At 69.6% G+C, this 17312-nt stretch carries 13 protein-coding genes; 8 read left to right on the top strand and 5 right to left on the bottom strand.

Translation table 11 applies throughout. The features are described from left to right. The first annotated feature begins 130 nt into the window (after window positions 1–130). From J7E97_RS08675 to pgi, 7 genes are all read left to right on the top strand, one after another. A complete protein-coding gene (locus J7E97_RS08675) occupies window positions 131–3091 on the top strand; it encodes a M14 family metallopeptidase (protein ID WP_215024114.1) in 2961 nt (986 codons plus the stop codon). Window positions 3092–3300: 209 nt separating this feature from the next. Next, window positions 3301–4305: a type I glyceraldehyde-3-phosphate dehydrogenase gene (gene gap / locus J7E97_RS08670; RefSeq protein WP_215024112.1), complete on the top strand. Its 1005-nt coding sequence runs from the start codon at window positions 3301–3303 to the stop codon at window positions 4303–4305. A 141-nt stretch (window positions 4306–4446) separates the two neighbouring features. Next, on the top strand, window positions 4447–5670 hold the full coding sequence (gene pgk, locus J7E97_RS08665) for a phosphoglycerate kinase (protein WP_215024110.1): 1224 nt from the start codon (window positions 4447–4449) through the stop codon (window positions 5668–5670). 5 nt (window positions 5671–5675) lie between these two features. Next, a complete protein-coding gene (tpiA, locus tag J7E97_RS08660) occupies window positions 5676–6452 on the top strand; it encodes a triose-phosphate isomerase (RefSeq protein WP_215024108.1) in 777 nt (258 codons plus the stop codon). A 166-nt stretch (window positions 6453–6618) separates the two neighbouring features. Then, window positions 6619–6852 carry a preprotein translocase subunit SecG gene (gene secG / locus J7E97_RS08655; protein ID WP_215024172.1) on the top strand — a complete coding sequence of 78 codons (234 nt, stop codon included), beginning with the start codon at window positions 6619–6621 and terminating at the stop codon, window positions 6850–6852. 179 nt (window positions 6853–7031) lie between these two features. Then, complete coding sequence (locus J7E97_RS08650) at window positions 7032–7367, top strand: RNA polymerase-binding protein RbpA (protein WP_007263454.1); 336 nt, start codon at window positions 7032–7034, stop codon at window positions 7365–7367. 159 nt (window positions 7368–7526) lie between these two features. Then, on the top strand, window positions 7527–9179 hold the full coding sequence (gene pgi / locus J7E97_RS08645) for a glucose-6-phosphate isomerase (protein WP_215024171.1): 1653 nt from the start codon (window positions 7527–7529) through the stop codon (window positions 9177–9179). A gap of 94 nt (window positions 9180–9273) precedes the next feature. On the opposite strand, the gene pgl is transcribed toward pgi, so the two are convergent. From pgl to tkt, 5 genes are all read right to left on the bottom strand, one after another. Then, window positions 9274–10056, bottom strand: a complete 783-nt coding sequence (pgl, locus tag J7E97_RS08640; RefSeq protein ID WP_215024106.1) for a 6-phosphogluconolactonase — start codon at window positions 10054–10056, stop codon at window positions 9274–9276. Between the two features lie 203 nt (window positions 10057–10259). Continuing rightward, window positions 10260–11312, bottom strand: coding sequence for a glucose-6-phosphate dehydrogenase assembly protein OpcA (gene opcA, locus J7E97_RS08635; protein WP_215024104.1), 1053 nt, complete (start codon window positions 11310–11312; stop codon window positions 10260–10262). Continuing rightward, the gene (gene zwf, locus J7E97_RS08630) at window positions 11309–12838 is read right to left on the bottom strand and encodes a glucose-6-phosphate dehydrogenase (RefSeq protein ID WP_215024102.1); all 1530 of its coding nucleotides are present in this window, start codon (window positions 12836–12838) and stop codon (window positions 11309–11311) included. The genes opcA and zwf overlap by 4 nt, the downstream gene beginning before the upstream one ends. 5 nt (window positions 12839–12843) lie before the next feature. Beyond that, a complete protein-coding gene (gene tal / locus J7E97_RS08625) occupies window positions 12844–13962 on the bottom strand; it encodes a transaldolase (protein WP_215024100.1) in 1119 nt (372 codons plus the stop codon). 35 nt (window positions 13963–13997) lie between these two features. Then, a complete protein-coding gene (tkt, locus tag J7E97_RS08620) occupies window positions 13998–16085 on the bottom strand; it encodes a transketolase (protein ID WP_215024098.1) in 2088 nt (695 codons plus the stop codon). A gap of 268 nt (window positions 16086–16353) precedes the next feature. Here tkt and J7E97_RS08615 point away from each other — a divergent pair, with 268 nt between their 5' ends. Further along, the gene (locus J7E97_RS08615) at window positions 16354–17301 is read left to right on the top strand and encodes a heme o synthase (protein ID WP_215024169.1); all 948 of its coding nucleotides are present in this window, start codon (window positions 16354–16356) and stop codon (window positions 17299–17301) included. The last annotated feature ends 11 nt before the right edge of the window (window positions 17302–17312 follow it).

Here is a 17312-nt window from a genome sequence, read left to right as displayed (position 1 = left end):
GTTGTTCCATCAGGGGTCCGCACGCTCACTCGTGCGGACCCCTTTCCGGTAGGCCCCATTGACATGAGCATGGGCTGGTCGTGAGCCTGTCGTCCGAAGCTTTCGTGGCAGACGACGCCCAGGGGGGCACATGAGGCACCGCGCGAGATCGATCCTCGCCGCAAGCGCACTCGTCTTCGGCACCACACTGGCCGCACTACCCGCGGCGGCCACGGCCCAGGGGCGGGCGGACGCACGGTCCGCGGCCGACGAGGTGCGGGTCTACGACGCCGACATCACCAAGGAACAGGTCCCGCTCGTCCTGGCCGCCGGCCAGGACGCGCACGAGCTCTCCGAACGCGCCCCCGAAACCGGGACCGCCAAGGTGGAGCTGTTCCTCACCGGCGCCCAGGCGAAGGACCTGGCGGCCCAGGGCGTGAAACTCGCCGAGCGCACGGTCGGGGAAAAGGCCGAGGCGCGCTCCCTGGCGGCCGGGGACGGGGTGTTCCGCCCGTACAGCGGCAAGGGCGGGCTCCAGGAGGAGATCCTGCGCACCGCCCAGGAGAATCCCGGCCTCACCAAGGTCGTCTCCATCGGCAAGACCGTCCAGGGCAAGGACATCCTCGCCCTGAAGGTCACCAAGAACGCCAAGAAGACCAAGGACGGCGACAGGCCGTCCGTGCTGTACATGTCCAACCAGCACGCCCGTGAGTGGATCACCCCCGAGATGACCCGGCGGCTGATGCACCACACGCTGGACGCCTACGGCAAGGATCCGCGGATCACCAAGCTGGTGGACTCCACCGAGATGTGGTTCCTGCTCTCCGCCAACCCCGACGGCTACGACTACACCTTCGCCCCCGACGGCCAGCGGCTGTGGCGCAAGAACCTGCACGACAACGACAACGACGGCAAGATCACCACGGGCGACGGCGTCGACCTCAACCGCAACTTCGCCTACAAGTGGGGCTACGACAACGAGGGCTCCTCGCCCAACCCGTCGAGCGAGACCTACCGCGGCCCCAAGGCCTCCTCCGAGCCCGAAACCGTCGCCCTCGACACGTTCCAGAAGCGCATCGGCTTCGCCTACGCCATCAACTACCACTCGGCCGCCGAGCTGCTGCTCTACGGCGTGGGCTGGCAGGTGGCCACCCCGACCCCCGACGACATCGCCTACAAGGCGCTCGCCGGCACCCCGGAGAACTCGGCCGTACCCGGCTACTACCCCCAGGTCTCCTCGGAGCTCTACACCACCAACGGCGAGGCCGACAGCCAGGCCGCCAACGCCAACGGCGTCATGATGTTCACGCCGGAGATGACCACCTGCCAGACGGCCTCCGCGAGCGATCCGAACGACCGGTGGAAGCCCGAGGACTGCGCCTCCGGCTTCAACTTCCCGGACGACGAGAAGCTCATCCAGGCGGAGTTCGCCAAGAACATCCCCTTCGCGCTCTCCGTGGCCGAGAGTGCCGAGCACCCGGACCAGCCGAAGTCCTCCGTGGGCCTCGGCGCCCCCGACTTCACCCTCGACCCCTTCACCACCTCCTACGTGGCCCGCGGCGAGGACCAGACGGTCGCCGTCACGGCCCGCAAGGCGCTGAAGGACAAGGAGCTGAACTTCAGGATCAACGGGGGCCGCACCCACGACGAGGAGCTCAAGGCCTGGAAGGGCGGCGACGTCTACGGCGGCGACGACAACAACTGGTTCGACGAGTACCGGGCGAAGGCCGACGGCGCCAAGCCCGGTGACAAGGTCGAGGTCTGGTTCACCGGCCGCGACCGCACCGGCAAGCAGGTCTCCAGCGAGCACTTCACGTACACGGTGGCCGACCGGCCGCGCGCCGACGTGCTCGTGATCGCGGAGGAGGGCGCCCCCGCCCAGCACGCGAAGGAGTACGCCGACGCCCTGCGCGCCAACGGCAAGAGCGCGGCGGTCTGGGACGTGGCCGTCCAGGGAGCCCCGCACCACCTCGGCGTGCTCTCGCACTTCCGCACGGCTGTCCACTACACGGGGGCCAAGTCCCCGGGCGGCGACACCCAGCTGGCGGTGCGCGACTTCCTGAACGAGGGCGGCAAGCTGATCGAGGCCGGTGAACTGGCCGGCGGCAACGCCCAGGTCGGACGCGCCGTGACCAACGACTTCAGCCAGTACTTCCTCGGCGCCTACGGCCGCGCGAACGTCAGCGGTCCCACCGGCTTCACCGGCGCGGGCTCCCTGAACGGGGCCAAGGGCGCCCTCGGCGGCGCCGCGGACAACCCGCTCGACCGCCCCGGCTCCTACCAGGTCACATCCGACACCCTGCCCGCGGCGCAGTTCCCGCAGTTCAAGAGCGCGCAGGCGGGCCAGTACGCCGGGGTCGTCAACCCGTACGCCCCGTACGCCGGCGCCGCGATGGCCTCGGCCACCCACGCCGACGACGACTGGAAGCGCCTCACCCGCACCATCGACCTCACCGCGGTCACCGCGGCCGACAAGCCGCAGCTCAAGACGGCACTGAACTGGAACACCGAGGAGGGCTACGACCACGCCGTCCTGGAGGCCCGCACCGTCGGCGGCGAAGACTGGACCACGCTGCCCGAGGCCGGCGGCCGGAGCAGCACCACGGTTCCGGAGGAATGCGGAGCCGGGTTCTTCGTCAACGACCACCCGTTCCTGCGCCACTACCTCACCCTGGACGCGGGCGGCTGCGCCCCGCAGGGCACCAGCGGCTCCTGGAACTCCTTCACCGGCTCCTCCAACGGCTGGCAGCAGGTCTCCTTCGACCTGAGCGCGTACGCGGGCAAGAGCATCGAGGTCTCGCTGTCCTACATCACCGACCCGGGCTCGGGCGGACGCGGAGTGTTCGCGGACGAGGCACGGCTCTCGGTCGGCGGCGCCGACCAGGCGGCCGAGGGGTTCGAGGCTTCGCTCGGGGTCTGGACCGCTCAGGGCGCGCCTGCCGGAAGTCCCGATGTTCCGGGCGATTGGGCCCGGTCGGGAGAGCTGTTCAAGTCCTATGCCGCCGTCACTACGCGTAACACCGTGCTCCTGGGCTTCGGCCTGGAGCACGTGCCGGCCGCGGCGGACCGAGCCGTACTCGTCGGTAAGGCCCTCAGGTCGCTGAACCGCTGATCGACGCAAGCCCCGGCGCTCACGGTGAGTGACCGGGGCAAAGGCCCCAGAGGTCCCGTACTTGTCCTGGAGTGCGGGGCCTCGGGGCGTGTCAGACCATGGCCGATGTCACCTCGAAGCTCACGGAGAGGTAGGGTCGTAAGCGGTCGGGGACATCCCATACAGCTCGCCGGCGGACAGGCCGGCGCACCCAACGAGGAGATCGGTTCGTGACGATCCGCGTAGGCATCAACGGTTTTGGCCGAATTGGCCGCAACTACTTCCGTGCGCTCCTGGAGCAGGGAGCGGACATCGAGATCGTCGGTGTCAACGACCTGACTGACAACGCCACCCTGGTTCACCTGCTCAAGTACGACACGATCCTGGGCCGCCTCAAGGCCGAGGTCAGCCACACCGACGACACCATCACCGTCGGCGGCAACACCTTCAAGACCTTCGCCGAGCGCGACCCCGCGAACCTCCCCTGGGGCGAGCTGCGCGCCGACATCGTCATCGAGTCGACCGGCATCTTCACGAAGAAGGCCGACGCCGCCAAGCACATCGCGGCCGGCGCGAAGAAGGTCCTCATCTCGGCCCCGGCCAAGGACGAGGACATCACGATCGTGATGGGCGTCAACCAGGACAAGTACGACGCGGCCAACCACCACGTCATCTCCAACGCCTCCTGCACCACCAACTGCGTGGCGCCGATGGCCAAGGTCCTCCTCGAGAACTTCGGCATCGTCAAGGGCATGATGACGACGGTCCACGCCTACACGAACGACCAGCGCATCCTCGACTTCCCGCACTCGGACCTGCGCCGCGCCCGCGCCGCCGCCGAGAACATCATCCCGACCACCACGGGTGCCGCCAAGGCCACCGCGCTGGTCATCCCGGAGCTGGCGGGCAAGCTCGACGGCATCGCGATGCGCGTCCCGGTCCCGACCGGCTCCGTGACCGACCTGGTCATCGAGCTGGAGCGCGAGGTCACCAAGGACGAGGTCAACGCCGCGTTCCAGAAGGCTTCCGAGGGCCAGCTCAAGGGCATCCTGGACTACACCGAGGACGCGATCGTCTCTTCCGACATCGTGAACTGGCCGTTCTCCTGCACCTTCGACTCCTCCCTGACCATGGTCCAGGGCAAGAGCGTCAAGGTCATCGGCTGGTACGACAACGAGTGGGGCTACTCCAACCGCCTCGTCGACCTGACCGTGTTCGTCGGCGGCCAGCTCTAAGCACCAAGGCAGCAGGCACCACAATGTGAGCACCGGGGCTCGTTCAGCGCGACGAAGCGCTGTACGGGCCCTGTTGTGTGCGTTGCATCTCTCGCCCCGCACGGGTACAGGACCCGGCCGGGGAAAAGGAGTAGAAAAAGCATGAAGACGATCGACGAACTTCTCGCCGAGGGCGTTTCCGGCAAGCGGGTCTTCGTCCGCGCCGACCTCAACGTGCCGCTCGCGCAGAACGGGGGCGTCACCGAGATTTCGGACGACGGCCGCATCCGCGCCGTGCAGCCGACCATCGCGAAGCTCGCCGAGGCCGGCGCCCGCGTGATCGTGGCCTCGCACCTGGGCCGCCCCAAGGGAACCCCGGACCCGGCCTTCTCGCTGGCCCCCGCCGCCGCCCGCCTCGGCGAGCTGCTCGGCGCGGACGTCGCGTTCGCCACCGACACCGTCGGAGCCTCCGCCAAGGAGACCGTCGCCGCCCTCGCCGACGGCCAGGTCGCCGTCATCGAGAACCTCCGCTTCAACGCCGGTGAGACCTCGAAGGACGACGCCGAGCGCGGCGCCTTCGCGGACCAGCTCGCCGAGCTCGCCGACATCTACGTCGGCGACGGCTTCGGCGCTGTCCACCGCAAGCACGCCTCGGTCTTCGACCTCCCCGCGCGCCTCCCGCACGCGGCCGGCTACCTCATCGCCACCGAGGTCGGCGTCCTGAAGAAGCTGACCGCCGACGTCAAGCGCCCCTACGTGGTGATCCTCGGCGGCGCCAAGGTCTCCGACAAGCTCGCCGTCATCGACGAGCTGCTCGGCAAGGCCGACCGCATCCTCATCGGCGGCGGCATGGCGTACACCTTCCTCTACGCCAAGGGGTACGAGGTCGGCATCTCCCTGCTCCAGAAGGACCAGGTGGACATCGTCAGGGAGTACATGGCGCGCGCCGAGAAGAACGGTGTCGAGCTGGTCCTCCCCGTCGACATCCTCGCCTCGAAGGACTTCCCGGACCTGAAGACCATGGCCCCGGCGGAGTTCATCACGGTCGCCGCGGACAAGATCCCCGCCGACCAGGAGGGTCTGGACATCGGTCCCAAGACCCGTGAGCTGTACGCCTCGAAGATCGCCGACGCCGAGACCGTCTTCTGGAACGGCCCCGTGGGCGTCTTCGAGCACCCCGCTTACGCCGAGGGCACCCGCGCCATCGCGCAGGCCCTCGTCGACAGCAGCGCCTTCACCGTCGTCGGCGGTGGCGACTCGGCCGCCGCCGTGCGCACGCTCGGCTTCGACGAGAACGCTTTCGGCCACATTTCGACCGGTGGCGGCGCCTCCCTCGAATACCTCGAGGGCAAGACGCTCCCCGGCCTCGCCGCACTGGAGGTCTGAACCGCATGACCACGCGTACCCCGCTGATGGCGGGCAACTGGAAGATGAACCTCAACCACCTCGAGGCCATCGCCCACGTCCAGAAGCTCGCCTTCGCCCTGACCGACAAGGACTACGACGCCGTCGAGGTCGCGGTCCTGCCGCCCTTCGTCGACCTCCGCTCGGTCCAGACCCTGGTCGACGGCGACAAGCTGAAGATCAAGTACGGCGCCCAGGACATCTCGGCGCACGACTCCGGTGCCTACACCGGTGAGATCTCCGGCCCGATGCTGTCGAAGCTGAAGTGCACGTTCGTCGCCGTCGGCCACAGCGAGCGCCGCCAGTACCACGCCGAGAGCGACGAGATCTGCAACGCCAAGGTCAAGGCCGCCTACAAGCACGGGATCACCCCGATCCTGTGCGTTGGCGAGGGCCTGGACATCCGCAAGGCCGGCCAGCAGGTCCAGTACACGCTGAACCAGCTCGACGGCGGCCTGAAGGACGTTCCGGCCGAGCAGGTCGAGTCGATCGTGATCGCGTACGAACCCGTATGGGCGATCGGCACCGGCGAGGTCGCCACCCCCGAGGACGCCCAGGAGGTCTGCGGTGCCATCCGCGGCCGCCTCGCGGAGCTGTACTCGCAGGAGCTGGCCGACAAGGTCCGCATCCAGTACGGCGGCTCGGTGAAGTCCGGCAACATCGCGGCGATCATGGCCCAGCCCGACGTCGACGGCGCCCTCATCGGCGGCGCGGCGCTGGACACGGACGAGTTCGTCAAGATCGTCCGGTTCCGCGACCAGTAGGACGCGGTCACGGTCGTCGAGCAGCCGATCGTGAGTATGCGGTAGGACGGATCCGTCGTACCCTTGCGGGGGCCAGCGGGCTGACACACCAGCCGCCGGCCCCCGCGCACGTTTCACCATTGCGGGAAAGCCCAGAAAGCCCAGAAAGTAGGAATCAGCCGTGATTATGGGGTTCTCGATCGCCCTGGTCGTCTTCAGCGCCCTGCTGATGCTGCTCGTGCTGATGCACAAGGGCAAGGGCGGCGGCCTTTCCGACATGTTCGGCGGAGGCATGCAGTCCTCGGTCGGAGGGTCCTCGGTCGCGGAGCGCAACCTCGACCGCATCACCGTCGTGATCGGTCTGCTGTGGTTCGCCTGCATCGTCGCGCTCGGCCTGCTCATGAAGTCCAGCGGCAGCTGAGGCGTTCTGGCCATTCCGGCAGTCCGGTCGGCTCCCCCCGGCCTATCATGAGGTCCGGCGTCCCCGTCTGGAATGGGTAACTCCAGTCACTGGACGCGCGTTGGGCCTTACGTAGACTTGGGCGCCCGCGACGGAATCCACTCACGCTTCGCGGCACCATTACGCAGGGAGTTACGACCGTGGCAAGTGGCAACGCGATCCGTGGCAGTCGGGTCGGAGCGGGGCCGATGGGTGAGGCCGAGCGCGGCGAGTCCGCGCCCCGCCTGCGCATCTCCTTCTGGTGCTCGAACGGGCACGAGACGCAGCCGAGCTTCGCCAGTGACGCGCAGGTGCCCGATACTTGGGACTGCCCGCGCTGTGGTTTCCCGGCCGGCCAGGACCGGGACAACCCTCCGGCGCCGCCGCGCACCGAACCGTACAAGACGCACCTGGCGTACGTACGGGAAAGGCGAACGGATGCCGACGGCGAGGCAATTCTCGCCGAAGCGCTCGCCAAGCTGCGCGGCGAGATCTGACGTTCCACCGGTAGACGACCGATGTGACCCGGGCCCGGCCCGCGGGAGACTTCTTCTCTCGCGGGCCGGGCTGCTTTGTGTCGGTTGTGCCGCTTCCTATCCCTTAGGTTGGGGAACGGCGGGGCACGACAGGACGGAAGAAGTGGGTTGATGTCCGAGATGAATGCAGACAGCCGAACGAAGCTCAACCGGACACCGCAGTGGCTGGCGCTCGCCAAACACCGGGACGAGCTGGGACAGACGCATCTGCGGGACTTGTTCGAGACGGATCCGGACCGCGGCGCCGGCTACACCCTGCGCGCCGGGGACCTGCACATCGACTACTCGAAGCACCTCGTGACCGACGAGACGCTGACCCTGTTGCGGGAGTTGGCGCAGGCCACGGGGGTGGCGGAACTGCGCGAGGCGATGTTCCGGGGCGAGAAGATCAACACGACCGAGGACCGGGCGGTCCTGCACACCGCGCTGCGCGCCCCGAAGGGCGCGGTCATCGAGGTGGACGGCGAGAACGTCGTACCCGGCGTGCACGCCGTCCTCGACAAGATGGCGGCCTTCGCCGAGCAGGTCCGCTCGGGGGCCTGGACCGGTTTCACCGGCAAGCGCATCAAGAACGTGGTCAACATCGGCATCGGCGGCTCGGACCTGGGCCCGGCGATGGCGTACGAGGCCCTGCGCGCCTTCTCCGACCGGGGCCTGACCCTGCGCTTCGTGTCCAACGTGGACGGCGCGGACCTGCACGAGGCCGTGCGGGACCTGGACCCGGAGCAGACGCTCTTCATCATCGCGTCGAAGACCTTCACGACGATCGAGACCATCACCAACGCCACTTCCGCGCGCGAGTGGCTGCTCGCCGGCCTCGGCGGCGACCAGGCCGCCGTGGCACGGCACTTCGTGGCGCTGTCGACCAACGCCGAGAAGGTCACCGCGTTCGGCATCGATCCGGCCAACATGTTCGAGTTCTGGGACTGGGTCGGCGGGCGCTACTCCTTCGACTCGGCGATCGGCCTCTCGCTGATGGTGGCGATCGGTCCGGACGCCTTCCGGGAGCTGCTCGACGGGTTCGCGGAGATGGACCACCACTTCCGCACGGCGCCGCCGCAGGAGAACGCGCCGCTCCTGATGGGCCTGTTGGGGATCTGGTACGGGGCGTTCTTCGACGCGCAGTCGCACGCGGTGCTGCCCTACAGCCACTACCTGTCGCGCTTCACCGCCTACTTGCAGCAGCTGGACATGGAGTCCAACGGCAAGTCCGTGGACCGCGAGGGCAATCCGGTGGAATGGCAGACCGGACCGGTGGTCTGGGGCACGCCCGGCACCAACGGGCAGCACGCCTACTACCAGTTGATCCACCAGGGCACGCGGATGATCCCGGCGGACTTCATCGGCTTCGCCCGGCCGCTGGAGGAGCTGCCGCCCTCGCTGGCGGCCCAGCACGACCTGCTGATGGCGAACTTCTTCGCGCAGACGCAGGCGCTGGCCTTCGGCAAGACGGCGGACGAGGTCCGCGCGGAGGGGGTCGCGGAGTCGCTCGTCCCGCACAAGACCTTCGCGGGCAACCACCCCACGACGACGGTCCTGGCGGCCGAGCTCACCCCGGCGGTCCTGGGCCAGCTGATCGCGCTCTACGAGCACAAGGTGTTCGTCCAGGGCGCGGTGTGGAACATCGACTCCTTCGACCAGTGGGGCGTGGAGCTGGGCAAGGTCCTGGCGAAGCGGTTGGAGCCCGCACTCGTCACCGGGGAAGAGGTGGCCGGACTCGACGCCTCCACGCGCGCACTGGTGGCGACGTACCGCTCGCTGCGGGGCCGCTGACCGACCCGTACGCCGACCGGTACGCCGACCGGGCAAGCGAAGGGGCCCGCCCTCCGGATCTTGATGGAGGGCGGGCCCCGTCGGTTCCGCGGGATCAGGAGAAGGCCGGGGGATACATGCCCGACGGGAGTTTCGCGGCGGCCGCGCGGTCCAGGAGCCACAGGGTCCGGGAGCGCCCGTAGGCCGCCGCCGCGGGGGCCTGGACCTGGCCGGCCCCGCCCAGGGCGATGGCCACCGCGGCCGCCTTGTCCTCGCCCGCCGCCAGGAGCCACACCTCGCGCGCGGCCCGGATCGCCGGGAGGGTCAGCGAGATCCGGGTAGGCGGCGGCTTCGGCGCGCCGTGTACGCCGACCACCGTGCGCTCGGTCTCCCGGGCGGCCGGGTGCTCCGGAAAGAGCGAGGCCACGTGGGTGTCCGGTCCGACCCCCAGCATGAGGACGTCGAAGCGGGGGACCGGGCCGTGGTCCTCGGGGCTGGAGGCCTTGCGGAGCTCCTGCGCGTAGGAGGCGGCCGCCGCGTCCACGTCGTCCCCGTAGGGGCCGTCGGAGGCGGGCATGACGTGGACCCGCGCGGGGTCCACCGGGACGGCGTCCAGGAGGGCCTCGCGGGCCTGGGTGTGGTTGCGCTCGGGATCGTCGGCGGGCACGTACCGCTCGTCGCCCCACCACAGGTCCAGCCGGGACCAGTCGATCGCGTCCCGGGCCGGGGCCGCGGCCAGTGCGGTCAGCAGGCCGTTGCCGTTGCGACCGCCGGTGAGGACCACGGAGGCACTGCCGCGGGCCGCCTGCGCGTCCACGATCTTCGTGATCAGCCGGGCCGCCGCGGCCTGGGCCATCAGCTCCTTGTCCCGGTGGACGACGACCTGGGGAGTCGTCATGCCCATGTGCTGCCGCCTTGTCGGTAGTTCGGGTGCGGGTGGGGATGCCGCCGCGCGGGGCCTTCCCCCACCCCGCCCCTTCCCGAAACCGGGGCTCCGCCCCTGACCCCGCGCCTCAAACGCCGGCGAGGCCGGATTTCCGGCCCGGGGAAACGGTGGAAGGGCGGGTAGCGGGTAGGGGGCGGCTCCGCGCAGCGGTCGTGCTACTTGGCCGCGGCCTTCTTGGCCGGCTTCGCCGGAGTCGGCTTCGCGGCCGGAGCCTCGGCCTCGGCCTCGGCCTCGGCCGGGACCGGCTTCGAAGCCTCGGCCTCGGCCGGCGCCGGCTGGGACGAAGCCGTCAGCTTCGCCACGCCGAACCTCAGCGAGGACTCGTAGGTGTTGTCCGGGTCCAGCCGGCGCAGCTCCTCCGCGAGCAGCTCGGCCGTGTCGCGGCGCTTGAGCGCCACCGCGCGGTCGGGCTGGCCCGGCATGCACAGCGTGGCCAGCGCGCCGTCCGCCCGGTCCAGGACGATCGCGCCGCCCTCGGTCTCCAGCCGGACCGCCGTGAGGCCGGGACCCGCCGAGGAGGTGCGCTTGACGGGGACCTGGAGCCGGTCCGCGAGCCACATGGCCAGCAGTTCGCAGCTCGGGTTGTCGTCCTCGCCCTCCACGGTCGCCGAGGCCACCGAGTGGGTCTGCTGGTCCAGCGCGGCCGCCAGCATGGAGCGCCACGGGGTGATCCGGGTCCAGGACAGGTCCGTGTCCCCCGGGGCGTAGGCCTCGGCCCGCGAGCCGAGTGCCTCGATGGGGTTCTCGACCGAGTAGGTGTCCGTGATCCGGCGCTGGCCGAGCGCCCCCAGGGGGTCGCCAGCCAGGTCCTGCGGAGCGCCCTCCGGCCACCAGACGACGACGGGCGCGTCCGGCAGGAGCAGGGGGAGGACCACCGACTGGGCGTGGTCGACCAGTTCGCCGTGCAGGCGTAGAACAACCGTTTCGCCGGTGCCGGAGTCCGTCCCGACGCGGACTTCCGCGTCGAGACGGGCGCCCTGGCGGCTGCGCGGCGAGCGGCTGACCCGCTTGATGACGACGACGATCCGCGAAGGGTGCTCGCGGGACGCGTCGTTCGCCGACTTGAGCGCGTCGTACGCGTTCTCCTCGTCGGTCACGATCACCAGCGTGAGGACCATGCCGATGGCGGGCGTGCCGATGTCCCGGCGCGCCTGCACCAACGCGGCGTTGATCTTGCTGGAGTTGGTCTCCGTGAGGTCGATCTTCATGGCCGGCGCCAGCTCCGTCCGTCTCGTGCGAGCATCTCGTCCGCCTCGACCGGTCCCCAGGTGCCCGACGGGTACTGGGCGGGCTTGCCGTGCGTGTCCCAGTACTTCTCGATCGGGTCGAGGATGTTCCAGGACAGCTCGACCTCCTGGTGGCGCGGGAAGAGGTTCGCGTCGCCGAGCAGGACGTCGAGGATGAGCCGCTCGTAGGCCTCGGGGCTCGACTCGGTGAAGGACTCGCCGTAGGCGAAGTCCATCGTGACGTCCCGCACCTCCATGGAGGTGCCCGGAACCTTGGAGCCGAAGCGCACCGTCACGCCCTCGTCCGGCTGGACCCGGATGACCAGGGCGTTCTGCCCCAGCTCCTCGGTCGCGCCCGACTCGAACGGCAGGTACGGGGCCCGCTTGAAGACGACCGCGATCTCGGTCACCCGGCGGCCCAGGCGCTTGCCGGTCCGCAGGTAGAACGGGACGCCCGCCCAGCGGCGGTTGTTGATCTCCAGGCGGATGGCCGCGTAGGTGTCGGTCTTCGACTTGGGGTTGATCCCGTCCTCTTCGAGGTACCCGACGACCTTCTCGCCGCCCTGCCAGGCCGCCGAGTACTGGCCGCGCACGGTGTGCTTGCCCAGGTCCTCGGGCAGCTCCACGGCGGTCAGCACCTTGAGCTTCTCGGCCACCAGCGCCTTGGGGTGGAAGGAGCCGGGCTCCTCCATCGCGGTGAGCGCCAGCAGCTGGAGCAGGTGGTTCTGGATGACGTCGCGGGCCGCGCCGATGCCGTCGTAGTAGCCGGCCCGGCCGCCGATGCCGATGTCCTCGGCCATGGTGATCTGCACGTGGTCGACGTACGACCGGTTCCAGATCGGCTCGAACATCGTGTTGGCGAAGCGGAGCGCCAGGATGTTCTGGACGGTCTCCTTGCCCAGGTAGTGGTCGATCCGGAAGACCTCGTTGGGCGGGAAGACGTCGTGCACGAGCTGGTTGAGCTCCTGTGCACTGGTCAGGTCGTGCCCGAAGGGCTTCTCGATGACCGCGCGGCGCCAGGAGCCCTCCTTCTGGTCCGCCAGCCCGTGCTTCTTGAGCTGGGCGACGACCTTGGGGAAGAACTTCGGCGGGACGGACAGGTAGAAGGCGAAGTTGCCGCCGGTGCCCTGTGCCTTGTCCAGCTCCTCGATCGTCGACTTCAGCGTCTCGAACGCCTGGTCGTCGTCGAAGTCGCCCTGCACGAAACGGCAGCCCTGTACGAGCTGCTGCCAGACCTCCTCGCGGAAGGGCGTGCGCGCGTGTTCCTTGACCGCGTCGTGGACTTCCTGCGCGAAGTCCTCGTCCTGCCACTCGCGACGGGCGAAACCGATCAGCGAGAAGCCCGGCGGGAGCAGGCCGCGGTTGGCGAGGTCGTAGACGGCAGGCATCAGCTTCTTGCGCGACAGGTCACCCGTAACGCCGAAAATGACCAGGCCGGACGGCCCCGCGATGCGCGGGAGCCGCCGGTCCTGTGCGTCACGAAGCGGGTTCGCTCCGTTTACAGACAAAGTGTTCAGGCCTCCGTGGGGGCGAGGCGCAGGAGCTCCGCCTCGGTCGACTTCAGCAGGTCGTTCCAGGACACCGCGAACTTCTCGACGCCCTCTTCTTCGAGCAGCTGCACCACATCGTCGTACGAAATGCCCAGCTTCGCGACCGCGTCGAGCTCGGCGCGCGCCTGGTCGTAGGTGCCGCGGATGGTGTCGCCGTCGACCACGCCGTGGTCGGCGGTGGCGTCCAGGGTGGCCTCCGGCATGGTGTTGACCGTGCCGGGTGCGACCAGGTCCACCACGTACAGGGTGTCCTTGTACGCCGGGTCCTTGACGCCCGTGGAGGCCCACAGCGGGCGCTGCTTGTTGGCGTGCGCCTTGTCCAGCGCGGCCCAGCGCTCGGTGGAGAACACCTCTTCGTAGGCCTCGTAGGCCAGACGGGCGTTGGCGAGCGCCGCCTTGCCCTTGAGGGCCTTGGCCTCGTCGGTGCCGACGCCGTCGAGGCGCTTGTCGATCTCGGAGTCCACGCGGGACACGAAGAAGGAGGCGACCGAGTGGATCTTGGAGAGGTCCAGGCCGGCGGCCTTCGCCTTCTCCAGACCCGCCAGGTACGCGTCCATGACCTCGCGGTAGCGCTCCAGCGAGAAGATCAGCGTGACGTTGACGCTGATGCCCCTGCCGATGACCTCGGTGATCGCCGGCAGGCCGGCCTTGGTCGCCGGGATCTTGATGAGCGTGTTCGGGCGGTCCACCAGCCAGGCCAGCTGCTTGGCCTCGGCGATGGTCGCCGGGGTGTTGTGGGCCAGACGGGGGTCGACCTCGATGGAGACCCGGCCGTCCTGGCCCTCGGTCGCGTCGTACACCGGGCGCAGGATGTCGGCGGCGTCGCGGACGTCCGCCGTGGTGATCATGCGGATGGCCTCTTCGACGGTGACCCGGCGGGCGGCCAGGTCGGCGAGCTGCTGCTCGTAGCCCTCGCCGCCGCTGATCGCCTTCTGGAAGATCGCCGGGTTGGTGGTGACGCCCACGACGTGCTGCTGGTCGATGAGCTCGGCCAGGTTGCCGGACGTGATGCGCTTGCGGGACAGGTCGTCCAGCCAGATCGCCACGCCCTCGTCGGAAAGGCGCTTCAGTGCGTCTGTCATGGGGATTGCATCTCCTACTGGTCTGGGTACGGGCATCAGCGCGCGGCGGCGGCGAGCGAGTCGCGCGCTGCGGCGGTCACGGCTTCGGCGGTCAGGCCGAACTCGCGGTACAGCACGGCGCCGTCGGCCGAGGCGCCGAAGTGCTCCAGCGAGACGATCCGGCCGGCGTCGCCGACGTAGCGGTGCCAGGTCAGGCCGATGCCGGCCTCCACGGCGACGCGGGCCTTGACCGACGGCGGCAGGACGCTGTCCTTGTACGACTGGTCCTGCTCCTCGAACCACTCGACGGACGGCATCGAGACGACCCGCGCCGGGACGCCCTCGGCCTGCAGCGCCTCGCGGGCGGCGACGGCGAGCTGGACCTCGGAGCCGGTGCCGATGAGGACGACCTGTGCGTCGCCCCCCTCCGCCTCGAAGAGCACGTACCCGCCCTTGGCGGCGTCCTCGTTGCGCTCGTAGGTCGGCACGCCCTGGCGGGTCAGCGCCAGACCGTGCGGGGCGCCCTTGCCGAACACCTTGGTGTGGCGGCGCAGGATCTCGCGCCAGGCGATGGCGGTCTCGTTCGCGTCGGCCGGGCGGACCACGTTCAGGCCCGGGATGGCGCGCAGCGAGGCGACGTGCTCGACCGGCTGGTGCGTCGGGCCGTCCTCGCCGAGGCCGATGGAGTCGTGCGTCCACACGTAGGTGACCGGCACGTGCATCAGGGCGGAGAGGCGCACGGCGTTGCGCATGTAGTCGGAGAACACCAGGAAGGTGCCGCCGTAGATACGGGTGTGGCCGTGCAGGGCGATGCCGTTCATGGCCGCGGCCATGGCGTGCTCGCGGATGCCGAAGTGGATGGTGCGGCCGTACGGGTCGGCCTCCGGCAGCGGGTTGCCCACCGGCAGGAACGACGAGTGCTTGTCGATGGTGGTGTTGTTGGAGCCGGCCAGGTCGGCCGAGCCGCCCCACAGCTCCGGGATGACCGCGCCGAGCGCCTCGAGGACCTTGCCCGAGGCGGCGCGGGTCGCGACGCCCTTGCCGGCCTCGAAGACGGGGAGCTTGTCCTCCCAGCCCGCGGGCAGCTCGTTGGCGTTGATCCGGTCGAACTCGGCCGCGCGCTCCGGGTTGGCGGTGCGCCAGGCGGAGAAGTCCTTCTCCCACGCGGCCTTGGCCTCGCGGCCCCGGTCCAGCGCCTTGCGGGTGTGCTCGATGACCTGGTCGGAGACCTCGAAGGTCTGCTCCGGGTCGAAGCCGACCACGCGCTTGGTGGCGGCGACCTCGTCGTCGCCGAGGGCGGAGCCGTGCGAGGCCTCCGTGCCCTGGGCGTGCGGGGCCGGCCAGGCGATGATCGAGCGCGCGGCGATGAACGAGGGGCGCTCCGTCTCGGCCTTGGCGGCCTGGAAGGCGGCGAACAGCGCCTTCGGGTCGAGGTCGCCGTCGGGCTGCGGGGCCACGCGCTGGACGTGCCAGCCGTACGCCTCGTAGCGCTTCAGGGTGTCCTCGGAGACGGCCGTCTCGGTGTCGCCCTCGATGGAGATGTGGTTGTCGTCCCAGAGGAGCACCAGGTTGCCGAGCTTCTGGTGACCCGCCAGCGCGGACGCCTCGTGGGAGATGCCCTCCTGGAGGCAGCCGTCGCCCGCGATCGCGTAGATCATGTGGTCGAACGGCGAAGTGCCCTGGGCGGCCTCGGGGTCGAACAGGCCGCGCTCGTAGCGGGCGGCCATGGCCATGCCCACCGCGTTGGCGATGCCCTGGCCCAGCGGGCCGGTGGTGGTCTCCACGCCCGCGGTGTGGCCGTACTCCGGGTGGCCCGGGGTCTTGGAGCCCCAAGTGCGGAAGGACTTGAGGTCGTCCAGCTCCAGGCCGAAACCGGCCAGGTAGAGCTGGGTGTAGAGGGTCAGCGACGAGTGACCCGCGGAGAGCACGAAACGGTCGCGACCGACCCACTCCGGATCTGCCGGGTCGTGCCGCATCACCTTCTGGAAGAGGGTGTACGCGGCGGGGGCCAGGCTCATCGCCGTACCGGGGTGGCCGTTACCGACCTTCTGGACCGCGTCCGCGGCCAGGATCCGGGCGGTGTCGACAGCACGCTGGTCCAGTTCGGTCCAGTCGAGCTCTGTGGTCGTCGGCTTGGTGCTCACCGTGGGTCAGGCTCCTCTCCACATGTCTACTCCCGGTGACGAACGGGCACCGGCGCGATTCCGAGCCTACCCCCGCCACAGCGTGCAGCCATTCGAGTACCCGCCGTCCGCCGCGGGACTCCGGGCGCCGATCGGACCAACACGGGGCGACCCCCGCGCAGGGCGGGGTAAGAGCTACGTCTAGAGTGGCGTGGTACGCGCAAGCCTCACCAAACCCCTGTGTATTCACGGGGACGAGGTCCGGGGTTTGCTGGATTCTCTGTCAGGGGTGTGCGTGACGGCCGTCGAATCCCGTCCAGCGGGGGTGCTCGGGACGAGCCCCGGTCACCGGCCGTTCGGGGCCCGGGTCATGGCTTTCGTGGCTTTGACCAAGCCGCGGATCATCGAACTTCTGCTGATCACCACAGTCCCGGTGATGTTCCTCGCCGAGCAGGGCGTGCCGTCGCTGTGGCTGGTCCTCGCCACCTGCTTCGGCGGTTACCTGTCCGCGGGCGGCGCCAACGCGCTGAACATGTACATCGACCGCGACATCGACGCGCTGATGGACCGGACCGCGGGGCGCCCGCTGGTGACCGGCATGGTCAGCCCGGCGGAGTGCCTCGCCTTCGGCATCACGCTCGCCGTGGCCTCCACCCTGTTCTTCGGCCTGCTGATCAACTGGCTGTCGGCGGCGCTCTCGCTCGGCGCGCTCCTCTTCTACGTCGTCGTCTACACGATGCTGCTCAAGCGGCGCACCTCCCAGAACATCGTCTGGGGCGGCATCGCCGGCTGCATGCCGGTGCTCATCGGCTGGTCGGCCGTGAAGAACGAGGTCTCCTGGGCCGCGGTCATCCTCTTCCTCGTCATCTTCTTCTGGACGCCGCCGCACTACTGGCCGCTGTCGATGAAGGTCAAGGACGACTACGCGCGGGTCGGCGTGCCGATGCTGCCGGTCGTGGCGGGCAACAAGGCCGTCGCCCAGCAGATCGTCGTCTACAGCTGGGTGATGGTGGCGGTCTCGCTGCTCCTGACCCCGCTCGGCTACACCGGCTGGTTCTACACCTCGGTCGCGCTGGTCGCGGGCGGCTGGTGGCTGTGGGAGGCGCACGGGCTCAACGCGCGGGCCAAGTCGGGCGTGACGGGCGTGAAGCTCAAGGAGATGCGGCTGTTCCACTGGTCGATCACCTATGTGTCGCTGCTCTTCGTCGCCGTCGCCGTGGATCCCTTCCTCCGTTGATTCTTCCTCTG

The organism is Streptomyces sp. ISL-66, from assembly GCF_018614135.1.
GTDB lineage: Bacteria > Actinomycetota > Actinomycetes > Streptomycetales > Streptomycetaceae > Streptomyces.
The sequence above is the reverse complement of the archived record's forward strand: the minus strand, read 5'-3'. Positions and strand labels throughout refer to the sequence as shown.